The organism is Thermosynechococcus sp. FA-CM-4201 (genome assembly GCF_054689355.1).
Genome location: NZ_CP079920.1, coordinates 2,621,757 through 2,639,216 on the forward strand (window position 1 = coordinate 2,621,757; position 17,460 = coordinate 2,639,216).

Annotated in this window: 15 protein-coding genes and 1 tRNA gene; 8 read left to right on the top strand and 8 right to left on the bottom strand. The window is 54.0% G+C overall.

Annotated elements, in window-relative coordinates; genetic code table 11:
• Nucleotides 1-197: 197 nt before the first annotated feature.
• From KV190_RS12825 to KV190_RS12845, 5 genes are all read right to left on the bottom strand, one after another.
• A protein-coding gene (locus tag KV190_RS12825; protein ID WP_460193791.1) for an IS5 family transposase occupies nt 198-973 on the bottom strand; the annotation gives its coding sequence in 2 pieces (ribosomal slippage) (nt 198-623 and nt 626-973; 774 coding nt in all).
• Nucleotides 974-1,327: 354 nt separating this feature from the next.
• Complete coding sequence (gene argJ / locus KV190_RS12830) at nt 1,328-2,587, bottom strand: bifunctional glutamate N-acetyltransferase/amino-acid acetyltransferase ArgJ (RefSeq protein ID WP_460193793.1); 1,260 nt, start codon at nt 2,585-2,587, stop codon at nt 1,328-1,330.
• Between the two features lie 125 nt (nt 2,588-2,712).
• Entirely contained in the window at nt 2,713-5,748 is a 3,036-nt protein-coding gene (ppc, locus tag KV190_RS12835; protein WP_460193795.1) for a phosphoenolpyruvate carboxylase, read from the bottom strand.
• Nucleotides 5,749-5,850: 102 nt separating this feature from the next.
• A complete protein-coding gene (locus KV190_RS12840) occupies nt 5,851-7,350 on the bottom strand; it encodes a DUF3352 domain-containing protein (protein ID WP_460193797.1) in 1,500 nt (499 codons plus the stop codon).
• Nucleotides 7,351-7,376: 26 nt separating this feature from the next.
• Nucleotides 7,377-8,381, bottom strand: a complete 1,005-nt coding sequence (locus tag KV190_RS12845) for a phosphoribulokinase (protein ID WP_149818046.1) — start codon at nt 8,379-8,381, stop codon at nt 7,377-7,379.
• Nucleotides 8,382-8,591: 210 nt separating this feature from the next.
• Between KV190_RS12845 and KV190_RS12850 the strand changes: the two genes are divergently transcribed.
• The 5 genes from KV190_RS12850 (at nt 8,592) to KV190_RS12870 (ending at nt 11,280) form a co-directional block, all read left to right on the top strand.
• Nucleotides 8,592-8,774, top strand: a complete 183-nt coding sequence (locus tag KV190_RS12850) for a 50S ribosomal protein L32 (protein ID WP_024124949.1) — start codon at nt 8,592-8,594, stop codon at nt 8,772-8,774.
• A gap of 3 nt (nt 8,775-8,777) precedes the next feature.
• Nucleotides 8,778-8,951, top strand: coding sequence for a hypothetical protein (locus KV190_RS12855; protein ID WP_149818048.1), 174 nt, complete (start codon nt 8,778-8,780; stop codon nt 8,949-8,951).
• A 24-nt stretch (nt 8,952-8,975) separates the two neighbouring features.
• Nucleotides 8,976-9,758, top strand: a complete 783-nt coding sequence (gene crtG, locus KV190_RS12860) for a 2,2'-beta-hydroxylase CrtG (RefSeq protein ID WP_460193798.1) — start codon at nt 8,976-8,978, stop codon at nt 9,756-9,758.
• 71 nt (nt 9,759-9,829) lie between these two features.
• On the top strand, nt 9,830-10,651 hold the full coding sequence (locus KV190_RS12865) for a hypothetical protein (RefSeq protein WP_460193800.1): 822 nt from the start codon (nt 9,830-9,832) through the stop codon (nt 10,649-10,651).
• Between the two features lie 110 nt (nt 10,652-10,761).
• Complete coding sequence (locus tag KV190_RS12870; RefSeq protein ID WP_460193802.1) at nt 10,762-11,280, top strand: (2Fe-2S) ferredoxin domain-containing protein; 519 nt, start codon at nt 10,762-10,764, stop codon at nt 11,278-11,280.
• Here the strand turns inward: KV190_RS12870 and KV190_RS12875 are convergent.
• A complete protein-coding gene (locus tag KV190_RS12875; RefSeq protein ID WP_460193803.1) occupies nt 11,257-13,494 on the bottom strand; it encodes a heavy metal translocating P-type ATPase in 2,238 nt (745 codons plus the stop codon). The two genes, KV190_RS12870 and KV190_RS12875, sit on opposite strands and share 24 nt — an antisense overlap.
• A 138-nt stretch (nt 13,495-13,632) precedes the next feature.
• On the opposite strand from KV190_RS12875, the gene KV190_RS12880 reads away from it, so the two are divergent.
• The 3 genes from KV190_RS12880 (at nt 13,633) to KV190_RS12890 (ending at nt 15,248) form a co-directional block, all read left to right on the top strand.
• Entirely contained in the window at nt 13,633-14,232 is a 600-nt protein-coding gene (locus tag KV190_RS12880; RefSeq protein WP_460195291.1) for a Uma2 family endonuclease, read from the top strand.
• A 94-nt stretch (nt 14,233-14,326) separates the two neighbouring features.
• Complete coding sequence (locus KV190_RS12885) at nt 14,327-15,109, top strand: ABC transporter permease (protein ID WP_206199492.1); 783 nt, start codon at nt 14,327-14,329, stop codon at nt 15,107-15,109.
• A gap of 67 nt (nt 15,110-15,176) precedes the next feature.
• Nucleotides 15,177-15,248: transfer RNA gene (locus KV190_RS12890), tRNA-Thr, on the top strand.
• A 45-nt stretch (nt 15,249-15,293) separates the two neighbouring features.
• Here the strand turns inward: KV190_RS12890 and KV190_RS12895 are convergent.
• Together KV190_RS12895 and trxB are read right to left on the bottom strand one after the other, a co-directional pair.
• Nucleotides 15,294-16,049, bottom strand: a complete 756-nt coding sequence (locus tag KV190_RS12895) for a sulfite exporter TauE/SafE family protein (protein ID WP_460193804.1) — start codon at nt 16,047-16,049, stop codon at nt 15,294-15,296.
• A 19-nt stretch (nt 16,050-16,068) separates the two neighbouring features.
• Entirely contained in the window at nt 16,069-17,430 is a 1,362-nt protein-coding gene (gene trxB / locus KV190_RS12900) for a thioredoxin-disulfide reductase (RefSeq protein WP_460193805.1), read from the bottom strand.
• Nucleotides 17,431-17,460: the final 30 nt, after the last annotated feature.

The window sequence follows — 17,460 nt, forward strand, 5'->3', positions numbered from 1 at the left end:
GCCGTGCGAAGCGGCGGTGGGCGACCAGAGGGAGCAGTCACTCAATCTCAGATTGTTGCTGGATAGATTGAGCTAGCACCGAAAATCGGGCGCGACTAATAGCTATAATCCACTCATGCTCACCCTGACGTACGAGTACAGGCTAAAACTAACCCAGCAGCAGGCCAAGCAGATCGACGACGATCTAGGGTGTGTCATCAGTTAAGCCAGATAACAGCGGCAGCGAGATATATCGCACCTAAAAAGTTTCGCGCTGTCTTATCGTAACGTGTGGCAATCCCTCGATACTGCTTGAGCTTGGCAAAAAAATTCTCAATCAAGTGCCGAGCTTTGTACAGTTCTTTGTCATAACCACGACGCTGTTTACGACAAGACTTGGGCGGAATGACAGCCTCGCACCCTTTCTCCGCTAGCCCTCTTAGCACCCGCTCATCTGCATCATAAGCTTTGTCCGCCAGTAATGCTTGTCCTTCTTGAACAAGCTCCAGCAGCACATCTGCTCCCGCTAACTCGTGGACTTGGCCTCCACTCAAATAAAACCCCGTCGGATGACCTAAGGCATCACACAGCGCATGAATCTTTGTACTCAACCCACCTTTACTGCGCCCAATCGCTTGGTCTACAAGGCAGCCGTCTTCTTGTTTTTGTGGGCAACTCCAGCACTGTGCTGATGCGCCCGTACGAGGGTGGCATCAATCATGGCGTATTCATTATCCGCATCTTCGGCCAAAACGTTGAAGACCCGCTCCCAAACCCCTGTTTTTGAGCATCGAGTATGGCGGGTATGGATGACTCGGAAGTCGCCAAAGCGTTCTGGTAAAGCTGGCCACGGGATGCCCGCACGATAGCGATACAACACGGCGTCGACAAACAGTCGATTATCTTTAGCAGTACTGCCCACATGCTCCTCACGTCCTGGCAACAAGTCTTTGATTCTTTCCCATTGGTCATCTCGCAGGGCGTACCGATGCATGATGGACTCCTGATGAATGCTGACCTCATGTTACCTCAGCAAAACACTGCCCCGATGGTCAATCTATCTGATGACACGCCCTAGATCAAGCGTTTGAGCGGCGGCAGAAGTTGGGAGCCGGGTTCCCACGGTTCAAAAAGCCGGGTCAGATGCGGTCATATGTTTCCCCTAACTCGGCAAGCAACCATTGGCACGCGGACGAGTCAAGTTACCAAGTCTAGGCTGAGTGGCTATTCGTCAGTCTCGCCCTTACCCAGAGGGGGTTACCGCTAAGTAAGCGAGGGTGATCAAACGCGCGTCGGGTAGCGTTAGCGGGATGAGCGTCAAAATATGGGGTATGTGGTCAGTCGGCTGTTAGGTCGTGTATTCAGCGTTGATTTTCACATAGTCGTAGCTGAGGTCACAGCCCCAAGCCACACCCCGACCGCTGCCGTGGCCAATACTCACTTCGATAACAACGGGATGGTCAACGGATTGCTGACCACTGGCATCAGTACTGGCGGCTGCTTGATTGACCAAATAGGTATTTGCAGCGGCGCGATCGAAGGGTAAGGGTTGACCTTGGCGCATCATGGCAATCCCCCCAACAGAAATGGCCAAATTACTGGCATCAAAGGGCACCCCAGCGCGGCCAGCAGCAGCGGCAATGCGTCCCCAGTTGGGATCCCGGCCATAGATGGCTGATTTGACCAGCATTGAACCCGCAATGGTTCTGGCTACTTGACGGGCAGCGGCATCATCACTGGCACCACTCACCTGAACTTCCATCAAACAGGTCGCACCCTCGCCATCACGGGCGATCGCCTTCGCTAAATGGATACAGACCGCCGTTAACATTTCCTCAAGGCGGGTGGCCGCTGCGCCCGGCTCCGTAATCGCAGGGGTACGCGATTGTCCATTGGCCAAAGCAATCACACTGTCATTAGTGCTGGTATCGCCATCAACGGTAATTTGATTGAAGGAGCGATCGCAGGCACGTTGGAGCATCTCCTGCCACAGATGGGGCGACACAGCAGCATCGCAGGTAATAAAGGCCAGCATCGTTGCCATATTCGGGTGAATCATCCCTGACCCCTTGGCCATGCCGCCAATGCGAATGGTTTGCCCCTCCCACTCGGCTTCGAGGGCAATTTGCTTGGGCACCAAGTCTGTGGTCATAATGGCTCGGGCAGCCGCCTCTCCGCCACCATCACTCAAGTTTGCCGTTAACGTTGGCAGTGCTTGGCGCATCTTTTCAAGGGGAATGGGTTGACCAATGACCCCCGTCGAGGCCACGAGCACCATCTCTGGACTTACCCCCAAGGCCGTTGCCACCATATCTGCTTGGGCTAAAACCGCTTGCCAGCCCTGTTCTCCCGTAGCCGCATTGGCCTGACCCGAATTACACAAAATCGCCTGCGCCGTTCCCTTGGTTTGTAACCGCTGACGACAGTAGGTGACCGGTGCCGCACACATGTGGTTCGTCGTAAATACCCCAGCGGCGATCGCCGGCACATCGGAAACAATCAATGCCAAATCCGGTGCCCCTGAAGCTTTGAGTCCTGCCGTTATTCCCGCAGCCCGATAGCCTTTGGCGGCAGTCACACCACCCGTAATCCGTTGCCAGTGGCTCATAGCGTCGTCAATAAAAGAGTCGTTGCGATTATATCAAGGGTCTTTCCCAAAACAGCCACTATTAACGGTTTTTGCAGAAGTCTAGGGGAAGATACGACTCAAGGGGAGCAGTTGTTCAGTGTTGTTTAGCCCGTATTGCGCATACCTGCCGCCACACCATTAATCGTCAAGAGGGCGCCCCGCAGCAACTCACCCCGGCCATAGCGGGAGCGGAGAATCGCCCCAGAGGTGGTTTGGCTGTTGTGCTGGCGCAGCCGTTTCAGCAGAGATACTTGCAGGAACCCCAAGGGAACAATGGTGCGATTGCGCAGTTGCACCGATCGCTGGAGCGCCGGATCCCCATCAAGTAGCCGTTCATGGCCAGTAATCGTGAGCACCAGTTCTGTGGTCAGGCGATGTTCCTGAGCAATCTGATCGTAGAGGCGGAAGAAGGCTTCACGGTTTTGGGGTTGGCTGAGTTCTTGGACATAGTAGCGGGCAATCTCTAGATCCACCTTGGCAAGGGTCATCTCAACTTTCGAGATCACCATGCGGAAGAAGGGCCACTTGTAGTAGAAGTAGCGCAACAGGGAGAGATGCTCAGCGGGTTTTTCCTCAAGGAATTCCTTCAGGGCAGTGCCTACACCATACCAAGCTGGCAGCAGGAAGCGGGTTTGCGTCCAACTAAAGACCCAAGGAATTGCCCGCAGACTCTCAAGGGTTTTCTTGCCTCCCCGCCGCGTGGGTCGGGAGCTAATTTGCAGTTGGCTAATTTCTTGGATCGGAGTGACTTCGTTGAAGAATTCAATGAATTCTGGCTGCTCATAGATGAGATGGCGATAGCACTGGCGCGATCGCGTGGCCAACTCCTCCATGATCTCGTGCCAAGGCTCAATTTCATCAATGCTACTGCGCAGCAAACTCGCTTGAATCACGGCTGTGGCCACTGTTTCGAGGTTAAAGAGCGCCAATTCCGGCAACGAGTATTTAGAGGCCAGCACCTCCCCCTGCTCAGTAATCTTGATTCGTCCTTTAATTGTTTGCTCTGGCTGCGCCAAGATCGCCGCATAGGCAGGGCCACCCCCGCGCCCCACTGAGCCACCCCGACCGTGGAAAATCCGCAGTTGGAAGCCAAAATTCTCGGCAATTTTTTGCAGCCGTTGTTGTGCCTTATAAATTTCCCAGTTGCTACTGAGGAAGCCCGAATCCTTGTTGCTGTCGGAATAGCCGAGCATCACCTCTTGCAGAAAAGGGGTACTGTGGCTGCCCAAATAGCTGTGGCAAAAGGGCAAAGAAAAGAGTTGCGTCAGCACTGCGGGGGCGTGTTTGAGGTCTTCAACCGTCTCAAAGAGGGGAATCGCCTGTAGGGTACTGGTGCCTGTGGCGGGATCAAACAGTCCAGCCTCCTTGGCAAAGAGCAGCACTTCTAAGAGATCGCTGACCTCGTGGCTCATGCTGATGATGTAGGTATCGCACAGATCGGTGCCAAATTCCTGCTGAAGTTGCCGCACCATGCGGAATGTTTCAATGATTTCATTGGTGCGATCGCTAAAGGGGAGTTCCCCCGGAATCAAGGGGCGACGGGTCGAGAGTTCACTGAGGAGCCAGCGCGTGCGCTCCGTTTCTGAGAGTTCCGTATAGGGACAGGGGAGAATGCCCAAATAGGCGGTAATTTCATTGAGCGCCTCAGCGTGACAGGTGCTTTCTTGGCGAATATCCAAGGCTGCCAAGTTAAAACCAAAAACCTCGACTTGGCAAATCAGATCATCCAGTTCGCGGCAGGCCAGTCCCGTTTCCTTGAGGTTGCGCTGAATCAGCAGCAGCTCTGCTAAGAATTCTTGACCGTGGCGGTAAAACTGTCCATTATTTAACTCTTCCGCCTCATTGCGGCGAATACAGTAGGTTTGCAGCGCTCGGTTGCGATCGCGGGTATTTTGCAGCCGTTTGAGCACATAGGTGAGTTTCAGACGGTAGGGTTCCTGCCGATAGCGCACCGCATACTGGTCATAGATGCTAGGCAGTTGGCGTTGATCCTGCTCAAGGGAATCCAGCAAATCCGGCAGGACATCGCACCAGTGCAGCGACAGGCTGAGCAAATTGATTAAGCGCTCAACGGATTTAATATATTCCTCAAGGACTAGGTTGCGCTGATAGCAGGCGGTTTGCCACGTTACTTCTGGTTTGACGTAGGGATTGCCATCGCGATCGCCCCCCACCCAGGAGCCAAAACGACAGAAATTGTGCCGCGGCGGCTGCAAATAGGGAAATGTTTCATGGAGCGATTGCTCAAGGCGGCGATAGAGCTTGGGAATGACGGCAAAAATCACCTCTTTGAAGTAGTGGAGCGTGTATTCCACCTCATCGAGAACCTCTGGCTTAAATTGGTGCAGTTCATCGGTGCGCCACCAGAGGCGAATTTCTTCCATCAGTTGTGCCCGCAGGGTTTGGGCGTTCCAGTCTGTCAGGTGCGGAGAAGCCCCCTCTAGCACATCCAGTTGCTCTAGTAAGCGGGCAACCCGTCGCTGCTTATCACGAATCGTTTGCCGCACAATCTCCGTCGGGTGAGCGGTGAACACCAGCTTAATGTCCAGTTGATCCAAAAGCGTTTGAATATGGCGCGGCGGTACATTTAGCGTATGCAGCCGCGGAAAGAGCCAAGCAAAGGAACCGTATTGCTGGGTGGCGGGAATGGCTTCGTAGAGACTATGCTCTAGGCGTTCACTCGGTCCACTGCGCACATCCGTTGCATTGGCCGCATTATGGGGCAAGGGAAAGCCTTCACCACTGACACCGGAAATCGGTTCACTCATGACACTGCGGCGCCGCAATCCCTCTTGAGCCGCTCGTTCGCGATTGTATTGTTGTTCGTAGTGCTGCTCGACAATGTTGATAATTTGAAAGTAGAGGTTAAAAGCACGCGCCGCTCTGATCGCTTGATTGAGTTCGAGGGATTCAATGACCTTCAGCAGTTCCCCTTCTGGGGCATGGAGCGCATGGCCTTCTGGCGAAGAAAGAGCACCCAAGCGCCGCAATAGATCAACCAATTCTTGACCGGATTCTGCCGCCAAGACATCCACCAAGACCTCTTCCACCAGTCGCAAACGTTCCTGTAGGGTGCGGGCTGCTAAACTTTCACTTTCAATTAAGCGATCGCGATTGGTCACATCGAGGACTGATGTCATATTTACCCCAGTCTGCAAACATAATACTCCCTACTTTACCCAATCCTGAGCCAGGGCGGTACAACAATTGATAACAGGCGCATTAAGGATTTGTTAACAGTTCTAATCTTTTTTGCTGCTGAGAATCAGTTCTAGGTGTTGCAGGCGATCGCGAACGCCATAATTCACCAACGTAACGTTTTGCAGACGTTCCAACCAGCCAGCAGTGATGCCATTGAGATACTGAAGTAGTGGCCAACGCTGGCTTAAAGGGGCAAATAATTGTGGCCAACGGGCATAGACCAGCCCACGAATTCCTTGCCGCTGAAGCAGGAGGTTCTCCGGCAACCAAGACACCTTTTTATTCTGGCTAGGGGACAGTACCGATAGGGAGGATGCCAAAATCAGGCGATCGCCCTGTTGCTCATAGGCAGCGGCCACATCAGAGACCAAGCCTTCACTGGTTTGCGGGTCAAGAATTAATTTCACCCAAGCGGTGACGGGTTCTTGATTCAAGACCAAGCGATTCACCTCATAGCCATTGGCTCGGGCCAGATCATCCAGTTGTTGCAGCACAGTTGCCGCCTCTGGGGTATTGCGCGTCTGCCACCACCATTGCCACTGTTCATCGCCTTGGCGCCAAAGGGCAAGGCTAAAGCGATCGCTGGCCAAGGGAAAAATTTGCCTCGTCACGTCCAGCGGTATCTCTGCTGTCAAATCCCACAGCAGTTGGCTGGCAATATCATCCCCTTGGGGAGTTTTACCAAAGCGGTAATCCGCCAAAGCCTCAGTGAGTTGACGATAGCCCTCTGGCAAGTGGGAACCCGCAACCACCAGCGTCGGCATCGGTTCTTGGGCACGCAGGAACTCAAGGTCAAGGGACTCAGAAGACAGTTTCGGATCACTAGTGCGGTGCAGCAGCGTTTCCAGATGCAGCTCGTTGTTTTGCGCCTTCACGGCCAACAGCAGGCGATCGTAGGTGGGTGCGAGGTCGCGATCCTCACGACTCAGGGATTGCAGGTTGGCATAGTAGAGGGCCGTAGGTTGAGCGTCTAATTGAGGTCGCGCCGCTTGATAAAAGCTCAAACCCGCCAGATTGGCATCCCCAGTCACGGCTGACCCCAAGCTAGCGGTCATAGTCTCCACATCGGCAGCGAGGAGCAGGCGATCGCCCAGCCGTGCCGTCACCAAGTCCTTGCCCACTTGGAGGGGGATATTTTGATAGACTTGCGCCTCAAAGGGATGGCTCTGCCAGTAGGTCTCTAAGAAAGTCGTTGCTGCCTCTGGGCGCTTCAGGGGGAGAATCCACAACTGCCGCGGCGATGGACACACTTCCGGGCAGGGAAACTGAGCAACCGTCACCCCCTCTCCCACCCAAGTACTGACCTCAGACCACGACCAGCCCCAATCAGCTAGTTGGGATGTCCCAAAACGCTCCCACAAAAAACGGAGGGGATCGCTACTGGGACGTTGATTGAGCTTGAGGACACTTTGGGCTTGGCGGGGGACAAAGATCAGGTCATCGCTATCAGCAGCCAAGGCTGGCTGGCCACACGTGAGAACCAACCAGCAGAGGATAAAGACCAAAAACGATGACCATAGCGATCGATGGTGCGGTTGCATCAGTGCCCTCAATGTGGCAGGCCAAATTAACGGTTGGTGACAGTGGCCACATCCCGCGAGGTCAAGCGCTCATAGGTCGCGCGCATTTTCAGCCCCGTCAGCACTTGGAACAGACCCGAACCATTATCGGAACCCGGATAGTCACGGTGCTTCAGCAGCAGTTCGGTCATTTCGCCATAGTGCTTGGTAGAGGTATTACTCAAGTGGCTTTCGATGTAGATCAGTTCATCGAGTTTCTCAAAGCGACCGTCCACTTCTAACACTGAAACGGGGTGGCCATAGTATTCATCAGGCCCGTAGCTGAGGCGAATGCCCGGATAAGAGCAGGTGAGCTTACGACCGCAGGGAATCCAAGTAATCGTCGAGCCTTCATCAAAGAGATAGACTGGCTCAAAGCCGGGGATGCCTTCCCGTTGCAGCATCCGTACCCGCAGGATATTGCCGACTTTTTCCTCTTTGACTAACTGGGTCGGCAGAATTTGCAAGACCACATCAGCGTACTGCTTTTGGGGATCGATATAGGCCATGAAGTCGGGGCGACGGGCATTGATCGAGGCAATCACGTCTTCGTAGCTGTGACCCCGTTCGGCCATGTCGCGCTTGATTTTCCAAGCAATTTTTACGTCGTCGCTGATGTCGAGATACACACTGAAGTCAATCAGCGATCGCACCCGTTCATCGTAGAGGGGATGCAGCCCTTCAATCACAATCACGTGGTTGGGATCAACCCTCTCTGGCGGATCAATCGTCCCCGTTTCGTGGTTGTAGATGGGTTTCATGATTGATTCGCCATTTTTGAGAGCCTTGATCTGCTCATACATCAGATCAAAGTTGTTGGCGCGGGGATCAAGAGCCGTAATCCCCGTTTCTTTCCGCTGCTTGCGATCCAGACTGTGATAGTCATCCAAGCAAATCACAGTCATAAACTCTTCGCCAAACAGATCGGCCAGTCGGCGCAAAAACGTTGATTTACCACAGCCGGAGTCTCCAGCAACGCCGATGAGAACCACACGGTCTGGCTTACTGCTCATAGCTGACGATTCCCTTTGCTCGTAGAAGTGGACATCCCCTGATGGGGTGGTTCAGTATTCCCTTACTGATATTACAAGGGTGGTGTCCCTCTGTGATAGTTTTTTGTGCAAAAAGAGGAACATTGCCGTCCCTAGGGGGGATCGGTGGTTGCCCTAGGGAAGCGTTTAGGATACACTAGTAGATTGCGAAAGTTAGTCCTAGGGATCATCATGGCCTGCCCCAAGAAGAAAACCTCGAAGTCCAAGCGCAGTATGCGCCGTGCGGTCTGGAAGCGCCAAGCTGCCCTTCAAGCTCAACGTGCCCTCTCGATTGGCAAGTCTATTTTGACCGAGCGCGCCCAAGGCTTCTACTTCCCTGAAGCTGAAGAAGAAAACGAAGACGAGCAGGAGTAATCCATGGCCACCCCCACGGAGCCAAGCCGCACCCCAAAACTGGAAACCCCCAAGTACGGCTTTAATACCTTTGCTGAGCGGATCAATGGTCGTGCTGCCATGGTCGGCCTTGTCGCTCTTTTGTTATGGGAATATTGGACAGGAGAAGGCTTGCTCCACTGGTTGGGCTGGGTCTAGGGGACGCATTTAGCACGTTTTTGCATGATTCCCTACAACCTCAGTGACCCCCGCCTCTTTGGCATCATGGTTGGGGTCATGTTTTTGATGGTGGTCAGCCGCCTTGTGCTGGTGGCCGGCTGTTTTTCGCTGGTATATGTTGTCGCTCGCTGGACGCCCCTGCGGAAACGGCGAGTCAATTTGCGTCCCTACCAGCGGGGACAGTTTTGGCAGGAGTTTGGCTGGTCGCTGGTGACAGCGGCTATTTTTGCGTTGGCGGGGGCGATCGCCGCAGTGATGTGGCAGCGGGGCTGGACAGCGGTTTATCTGGAGTTAAATTCCCTTTGGGACTATATTTACTTTCCTTTGAGCATTGGCCTTGTGCTACTGCTCCACGAAACCTATTACTATTGGCTCCATCGCTGGATGCACCAACCGAAAATTTATCGCCGTGTCCATCGGGTGCATCACCATAGCATTGTTGCCTCGCCTTGGACGGCCTTTTCATTTCATCCGTGGGAAGCGCTCCTACAGGCCATTTTCCTGCCGCTGATTATTGTGCTGGTGCCGCTGCACCCCTACGCGATCGTGATTCAGCTCAGCCTGATGACGGTCTCCAGTGTGATCAACCATCTGAATTTAGAGATTTATCCCCGTGGCTTTGCCGAGCATTGGTTGGGGCAGTGGTTGATTGGCGCCACCCACCACAGTTTGCACCACAGTCAATTTCGCTGTAACTATGGCCTCTATTTCACCTTTTGGGATCGGTGGCTGGGGACGGAGAGCCGCGATTACCTGCCCCTGTTTCGCGATCGCACCCAAGGCTAAGGCAACGATGAATTCTGCATAGGCCACTTGGCGAAGACGTAGGACAGTTTGTCTGGTTCAGTGGCAGTGAGATGGTCAAGGCACTTTCCTTTCCGATGATGGCGGAGCGGCAACATCCGCTGATCCAACCGTTACTCACCCTTGCCGATGAGGAGTTGATCAAGGCCTTTCAGGATGAGCGCGATCGCGGCTGCTACTTTGTTGCCCTTTATTGTCGCTATGCCGCCCTTGTCTATAGTGTGCTGCAGCACCACGGGCGATCGCCGGTACAAGTGGACTATCTTTTTGCCAAGGTCTGGCATGGCTTATTTTTCAGCTTTGACCTTGTGGAGTTTACCCCTGAGGGTGTGAAAGTCGGTGACGAGGAAGCTCGCTCCCTGCGCAATTGGATTGTCAACCGCACCGCCACCCTGATTCAAGAGGAACTCCCCGGCATTGAGCACATTACCTATGTTCTTCAGGATGCGCCACCGCCCCTTTGGTGCTATTTGGAAGCCAGCCTTGCCTACCTGAGTCCCCTGAGCCGCCTCGTGCTGGTGACCACCCAAACCTTTCACTGGAATCTTGAGCGCGTGCGCGCCTACCTAGAAGTTCAAGGGGAAACCTACAGCCTTGAGGAACTCAACCAGCATTTAGAAGAGGGGCTAGCACGCATCGTAGAGTATTTACCGCCGGATATTCGCCAAATTTACCTCATGCCCGATCTCGCTGCCGAGGAACCCCCCGCTGTTCAACCGACTCTCGAAGAACTCTTTCCCAATAGCGTTGAGGAAGTGGGCACCCACCTTGAGAGTGCCCCAACGCCAAGCGTGATCAGCAGTGATGTGAGTAATACAACGGACGCTAGTATTGATAACCTACTGGCCGAGTGGGAGCGGATTCTCTCCGGCTAAGATGATTCTTCCTCGGATAAATCTCACAATGATCTGGGATAAGCCCAAGACCGTCCCTTCTATGCTAGACTCAATTTATTGAGAAAAATTTCTAACAAGGTCTGACGTTCATGGGTCTGGGTGTCATTGATTTGCCGACATTTTGCCTTGAGGGCACTGTCGAAGAGGTCTTTTATAAGAAGGGACTGCCCAAGGTCGTAATTTTGAAAACCCTCACGGGAAGCGTCTGGATCAAGCTGGAGAAGTCACTGCGGCGCGAATTAGTACACCCCCCCAAGGTGGGCGATCGCCTGCGGCTAGAGGGAACGATCAGCGATAAGTACGATGGCTGGGTCAAGCAATACAAGGCCAGTCATTTAGAATTTTTAGCAACGGCTCAACCCTCAGCGGCAAAGAGTTCTCAGCCCTGTAAGGTGCTGATTTGTCAAAAATCCTCTTGCTGTCGGCGGGGGGCCAAGGAACTGTGGCAAGAACTAGAGGCACAACAGCTCCCCATTGCCCTGAAGGCGACGGGCTGTATGGGGGAATGCAAACGGGGGCCAGCAGTGGTCGTCCTGCCCCACAAGAAACGGCTGACGCGCGCCAATGCCCAACAGATTCGCGAGCTAGTTTGCTCGACTGAGGCTTAGGGAATTCAGGACAACGGCAATCGAACTCACGGCCATACAAGCGGCAGCAATGCCAGGGGTGAGACTGAGTCCCCACAGGGGTAATCCGACACCGGCGGCAAGGGGTAAACCGACGATATTGTAGGCCACTGCCCAAAGAAGATTCTGCTGAATTTTGCGGAAGGTGGCACGGCTAAGGGTGAGCACAGCGAGCACATCCTCTAGATGATTGCGAGTGAGGATAATATCCGCTGCTTCAATGGCTACCTCTGTACCCGTACCAAGGCTAATCCCTACCTGAGCTGCTGTTAGAGCTGGCGCATCATTCATGCCATCCCCGACCATGGCCACTGTTTTGCCCTGGGCTTGCCAACCTTCAATGAGGGCAAGTTTTTGTTGCGGCTGAAGATCGGTGTGCAGATGCGTTGGCGGTAGGCCGAGAGGTTCTAGAAGTTGCTGTGCGGCTTTGGCGGTGTCTCCCGTCAGTACATGGATCGCATAGCCTTGGGCTTGTAGAGCTTGAACGGTACTCACTGCCTCTGGACGCAGGCGATCGCGAAAGGTCACGACGGCCATCAACTGGCGATCGCAGGCCAAGGCCACATGGGTTTCCACGTCTAGGGAAGGGCAGTCAACCCCCTGCTCACGCAGCCAACTGAGGCGACCCGCTTGATAGTAATGTCCCTCAATCCAGCCGCTGACCCCCAGTCCGAGGGCAGTTTCCACCTCGGTTGCCGTTGCTCGCTCTCTTGTCTGGCCGATCGCAGCCCACGCCTTCTGAATCGCCACTGCAAGGGGATGGCGGCTCTCACGCTCTAAACTGGCCAGCAGATACAGCACCTCTTGAGAGGAGTGAGCGCCATAGAGGTTGATCTCGGCCACCGCCAGTTCACCGGTCGTCAGTGTGCCTGTCTTGTCAAACACAATCGTGTCCAACTGCTGACTACGCTCAAGAACATCGCCGCCTCGAATAATTAAGCCTTTGGCAGCGGCGTGACTGGTGCCCACAAGCAGCGCGATCGGCGTAGCAAGCCCAAGGGCACAGGGACAGGCAATCACCAGCACACTCAAGGCTAGCTTTAAGGGCAATAGGGGTGCACTATTGGTCATTTCTGGGAAGACATGGGGGGCGATCGCGCTCCAAAAGAGTGCCGTTGCTGCCGCCAAGGCTAGCACCCCATAGCCAAAATAGCCGGCCACCACATCTGCCATTTGCTGCACCGGTGCTTTGCGATTTTGTGCCTGCACCACTAGGTCTAAAATCTGCCCTAAAAATGAGGCACGGCCACAGCGTTCCACCCGCAGAGTGACCGCAGCACCAACATTGCGACTGCCCGCTAGAACTGCTGCCCCCACCCTCTTGGCCACCGGCAGAGATTCCCCCGTGAGCATGGATTCATCCACTAAGGTTTCCCCGGTTACAATCGTGCCATCAGCGGGAAAGGGTTCTCCAGCATCGACCCACAGCCAGTCCCCCACTTGGATACGACTGACGGGAATAGGCCAGCGATCGCTAGCGGTCAAACTGGGTTGCCACAGCGCCTGTTTTGGCTGAAGAGCAAGGAGCGATCGCAAGTCCCGTTGTGCCTGTTGACGTACCCGTTGCTCCAGCGATCGCCCCAGCAAAATAAAGCCAAGGATCATCACCGGTTCATCAAAGAAACACTCCCATCCCAAGGCCGGCCACAGCCACGCCACCGTACTAGTGAGGTAAGCCCCCAAGGCGCCAAGAGCCACTAGCGTATTCATATTCGGGCGACGTTGGAACAGGCCGATCATTCCTTCCTGCAGAATCTCCCACCCCGGTAGGACAAGGGCAATGGTCGCTAGCCCCCAGTGCCAGATCATCGCCTCTAACATCGGCCAGTGCCCCGGCAGCAAATCAATCCCGTGGCCGACGCTGGAGAGAATCAGGAGCACAAGGGCGATCGCCAACCTTGGCCAAGAGGTTTCCTCAGAGGCTGTGGGCAGTTCCAAAAGGGCATTGTCTTCTGCAAGGGTGGCTTGAAAGCGACCTTGGTTGAGGCTCTCGACAATAGCGCTGGGGGTTGTCTCAGTCGGGGAATAGCTGACAACGGCGGTTCCCGTGACCAGATTGACTGCCGCAGCATCTACACCCGGCTGCTCTTTTAACTGGTTTTCCAGCGATCGCACGCAGCCAGCACAACGCAAGCCGCTCACCCGCAGGATGGCTACCTCAGGGGCGTGGGAATCAAGACTTGAACTTAGGGACACGTCGCACCCTCTCCAAAAAGAACTACGTTCAAACTCCTAACTGCGTCCCCACCGCCTATTGTGGCACGTTGGCTTTGGGATGTCAGGGAAAGGGCGGGCTATCCTAAAGGAGTGAGGTTTTCAAAAGAGATGCAGACAATAATGACTGCCAAGGAGACGGGCGATCGCTATTTCACACCGGAAGAATACTTTGCGTGGGAAGAGCAGCAGTTAGAAAGGCACGAGTTGATTGATGGTTACGTGTATGCGATGGCGGGTGGTACAAGAAACCACAGCGATATTGCTGGTAACTTTTTGTTAATTATTAAATCCCACTTACGGGGTAAAGGCTGCAAAACCTATACTTCTGATTGTCGCGTGAAGATTTTCGAGACATCGAATTTTACTTATCCTGATCTGAGTGTCACCTGTGACGATCGCGATCGCCAGAGTCCCTTTTTCATCACCTATCCCTGTCTCATTGTCGAGGTGCTCTCACCCGCTACCGAAGCCTACGATCGCGGCAAAAAGTTCGATCTCTACCGCCGTAACCCCAACCTCGTGGATTATGTGCTCGCTAGCTCAGAGGAAATGGCGATCGACATTTACCAGAAAAATGAGGTGGGGGATTGGCTGCTGCGCTGCTACCGCGCGGGCGATCGCGTCGAATTGCGGAGCATTGATCTCAGGGTGCCCATTGAACAGTTTTATGAAGACGTTGACCTCTCTGCCCCCGCCGTAGATACCACTGCTCCGTGAAACAGCGAGCAGCTCTCCCTATGGACGCTGAGGCTATCGAAAAAGCAAAATTGGGTATTCTTTGAGAAGAGAGTAAATTCAAGGGGTACCAGACATGTTGCCGTTAACGGTGAGTCGCCTCTGGACAATTAGCCGTAATGTTTTCAATGAAACACTGCGGGAGCGGGTTCTTTACGTCACTGCTGTTTTTGCCATTGGCCTAGCCTTAGCGGTTGTGATTTTGGGACAGGTGTCAGCAGGCACCCAAGACAAAATTAGCCTTGATGTGGGGATGGCAGGAATTTCCCTCTTTGGTTTGCTGATTGCTGCCTTTGTCGGGGGTGGGCTGCTCAATAAAGAAATAGAAAAGCGCACGATCTTGGTGATGTTGGCGAAACCCATCAGCCGTGCGGAATTTATTATTGGCAAACATTTAGGCCTATCGGCGGTTCTGCTGGTACTGGTGGCACTGATGACGCTGATTCTGTTTATTCTGATGAGCTTGAATCAGTTTGCCTATCCCGCAGGCCCTTTGATGGTGACCTCTTTCTACATTGCGCTGCAACTCGCCCTCTTGACGGCAGCCGCTTTGCTTTTTGGCAGTTTCACCAGTTCCTTGATTGCCACGCTGCTAACGGTGGCACTGTACTTTATGGGGCACTTTAGCCAAAACTTGGTGATCCTCAGCCAAAAGATGGAGAGTGATGCCGTACGGCAACTGATGCAGTTTCTCTATCTGATCTTTCCCGATTTATCCCGCTTGGATTTTAAGAATACAGCGGTCTATGGCATGCTGCCCTCTGTACCGGAACTCGTGGCCAATGCCTTTTATGGCGTGATTTACACAGTCGCATTGCTGGCGATCGCCACTTGGATTTTCTCTCGTCGCAATTTTTAGCAAAAACTCGCAGCCAAGCCGTGCAATTGTTCCCCCAATGGGCTATGATAAAGCTCTGGGAATTTTTGCCCGTGTAGCTCAGTGGTAGAGCACACCCTTGGTAAGGGTGAGGCCACGAGTTCAATCCTCGTCACGGGCTTTGTTTGGCAAATCTCACGGAACTTTCCATCTCTGGTGGGGTAGTTTATCGCTGTCGCAACCAGTAAATGATTGCCAGCACAACGGCCAAAAGAACGACTGTACGGCGTAACAGCAGGGGGTTAACCGTCCGGGCAAATTTACCCCCCAAAAGCCCGCCCAAAATGGTAGCGATCGCCATCCCCAAGGCAACGGGCCACACCACCTCCCCAGACACCACAAAAAATGCGGCAGCGGCAACATTGATCCCAAAGGCTAAAATTTGCTTCAAGCCATTGAGGCGCGTCAAGCTTTCCCCGAGAACAATGCCCAGCACGGCGAGTAGAATCACACTCACACCCGCACCAAAATAGCCACCATAGACCGCCGCTAGAAACACTAGAGGAATGGCTCCCACTTCAGATACGGCCGGCGCACTGATCCGCCGCAGCAACCAAGCCCGCACCTGCTCCTGAATCCCCAAGAGGACAGCGGCTAAAAGCAGCAAATAGGGAATCAAGGCATTAAACAGTGCCTCATTGGTGTGCAGCAGTAACATTGCCCCTGTGATGCCCCCAGCCACTGCACTGGGAAAGAGCCAACCAAGGCGCCGTTGCTGCCCCTTAAGATCCTGTCGTTGCGCCACTGTCGCCCCCAAGTAACCGGGAACTAGAGCAACTGTGCTCGTGAGATTGGCAACCACTGGCGGCAAGCCGATCGCCACCAAGGCAGGGAAACTAATCAGTGTGCCCCCACCGGCAATGGCATTGACAAAGCCCGCCGCCAGACCCGCAACGGTCAGTAGTCCGATCTCGCTAATCATGCCCCTGACTAACTAGAGCCTAGGCAAGGTAGCGTTGGATGGTCTCGCGGTACTGACTCTTGGGTTTCATGCCGACAATCACCTCTAGGAGTTCTTTGTTTTTGAAGAGTTGAATCGTCGGTGTACTAGTCACTCCCGCTTGCTCGGCGATCGCGCTGTCTTCAGTGATGTCAATTTCAATGAGCTGTACTTTGCCATCGAATTCGTCCACCAGCCGATCCAAAATGGGCTTGAGGGTATGGCAGGGGCCACAGGTGGGGGAGACATATTTCACCAGCAGCAGGCGATCGCTCTCGTGGAAGAGTTTACGCAAGGCATAGCTGCCGCGGTGCTTAATGGCATTGGGATCAAACTCCTGTTCTGGGGATGTAGTGGGTTTCGTCGTTTCTGCGGGTTTGGTCTCGGTTTCCGTTTGGTGAAACTCCTGAATTAGCCCCCGCGCCGAGAGCCAGCGTTCTGCATCAAGGGCGGCCATACAACCACTACCTGCCGCTGTTACCGCTTGGCGGTATTCATGGTCTTGAACATCCCCTGCGGCAAAAACCCCCTCCACATTTGTTTGTGTCCCGTGGTGGGTGACGATATAGCCGACGCTATCCAATTCCAGAAAATCCTTAAAGAGTTGGGTGTTGGGGGTGTGACCAATGGCATAGAATAGGCCGCGCACCGGCAGGACGGATTCTTCCCCTGTGGCTTTATTGATAATCCGCAGACCCGTCATTAAATTGCCATCGCCAAGGATTTCCCGTGCCTCGGTTTGCCAGTGAACCGTAATTTTAGGATTGGCAAACACGCGATCCTGCATCGCCTTACTGGCGCGCATTTTGTCACTGCGCACAAGAAGATGGACGTGGGAGCCATATTTAGTGAGATAGACTGCTTCCTCCGCCGCACTATCGCCGCCACCAATCACCGCCAACTCCACATCCTTGAAAATTGGCGTTGCCCCATCACAAATGGCACAGGCGGACACTCCCTTGGTCCAATACTGCTCTTCACCGGGGAGATGGAGTCGTTTGGCCGTGGCACCCGTACAGATAATGACGCTGTGGGCATAGACCTGCCGCTCTGCTGAGCTAATGAGAAAGGGGCGTTGACTAAAATCCACCTGAATCACATCTTCCGTAACCATTTCTGTGCCCCAGCGCTCCGCTTGCGCCTTCATTCGTGCCATCAGTTGGGGCCCTTGAATGCCTTCGGGAAAGCCGGGAAAGTTTTCCACTTCGGTGGTGGTCATGAGTTGTCCCCCCGGCAGCCCCCCAACTTGATAGCCTTCAAACATAAAGGGCTTGAGGTTGGCGCGAGCCGCATAGATGGCTGCTGTGTAGCCTGCAGGACCAGAACCAATAATGACAACGTTTTCAATCCGTGGCGGTGTCATGGCTAAAACAAACTCGAAACGACTATGAGT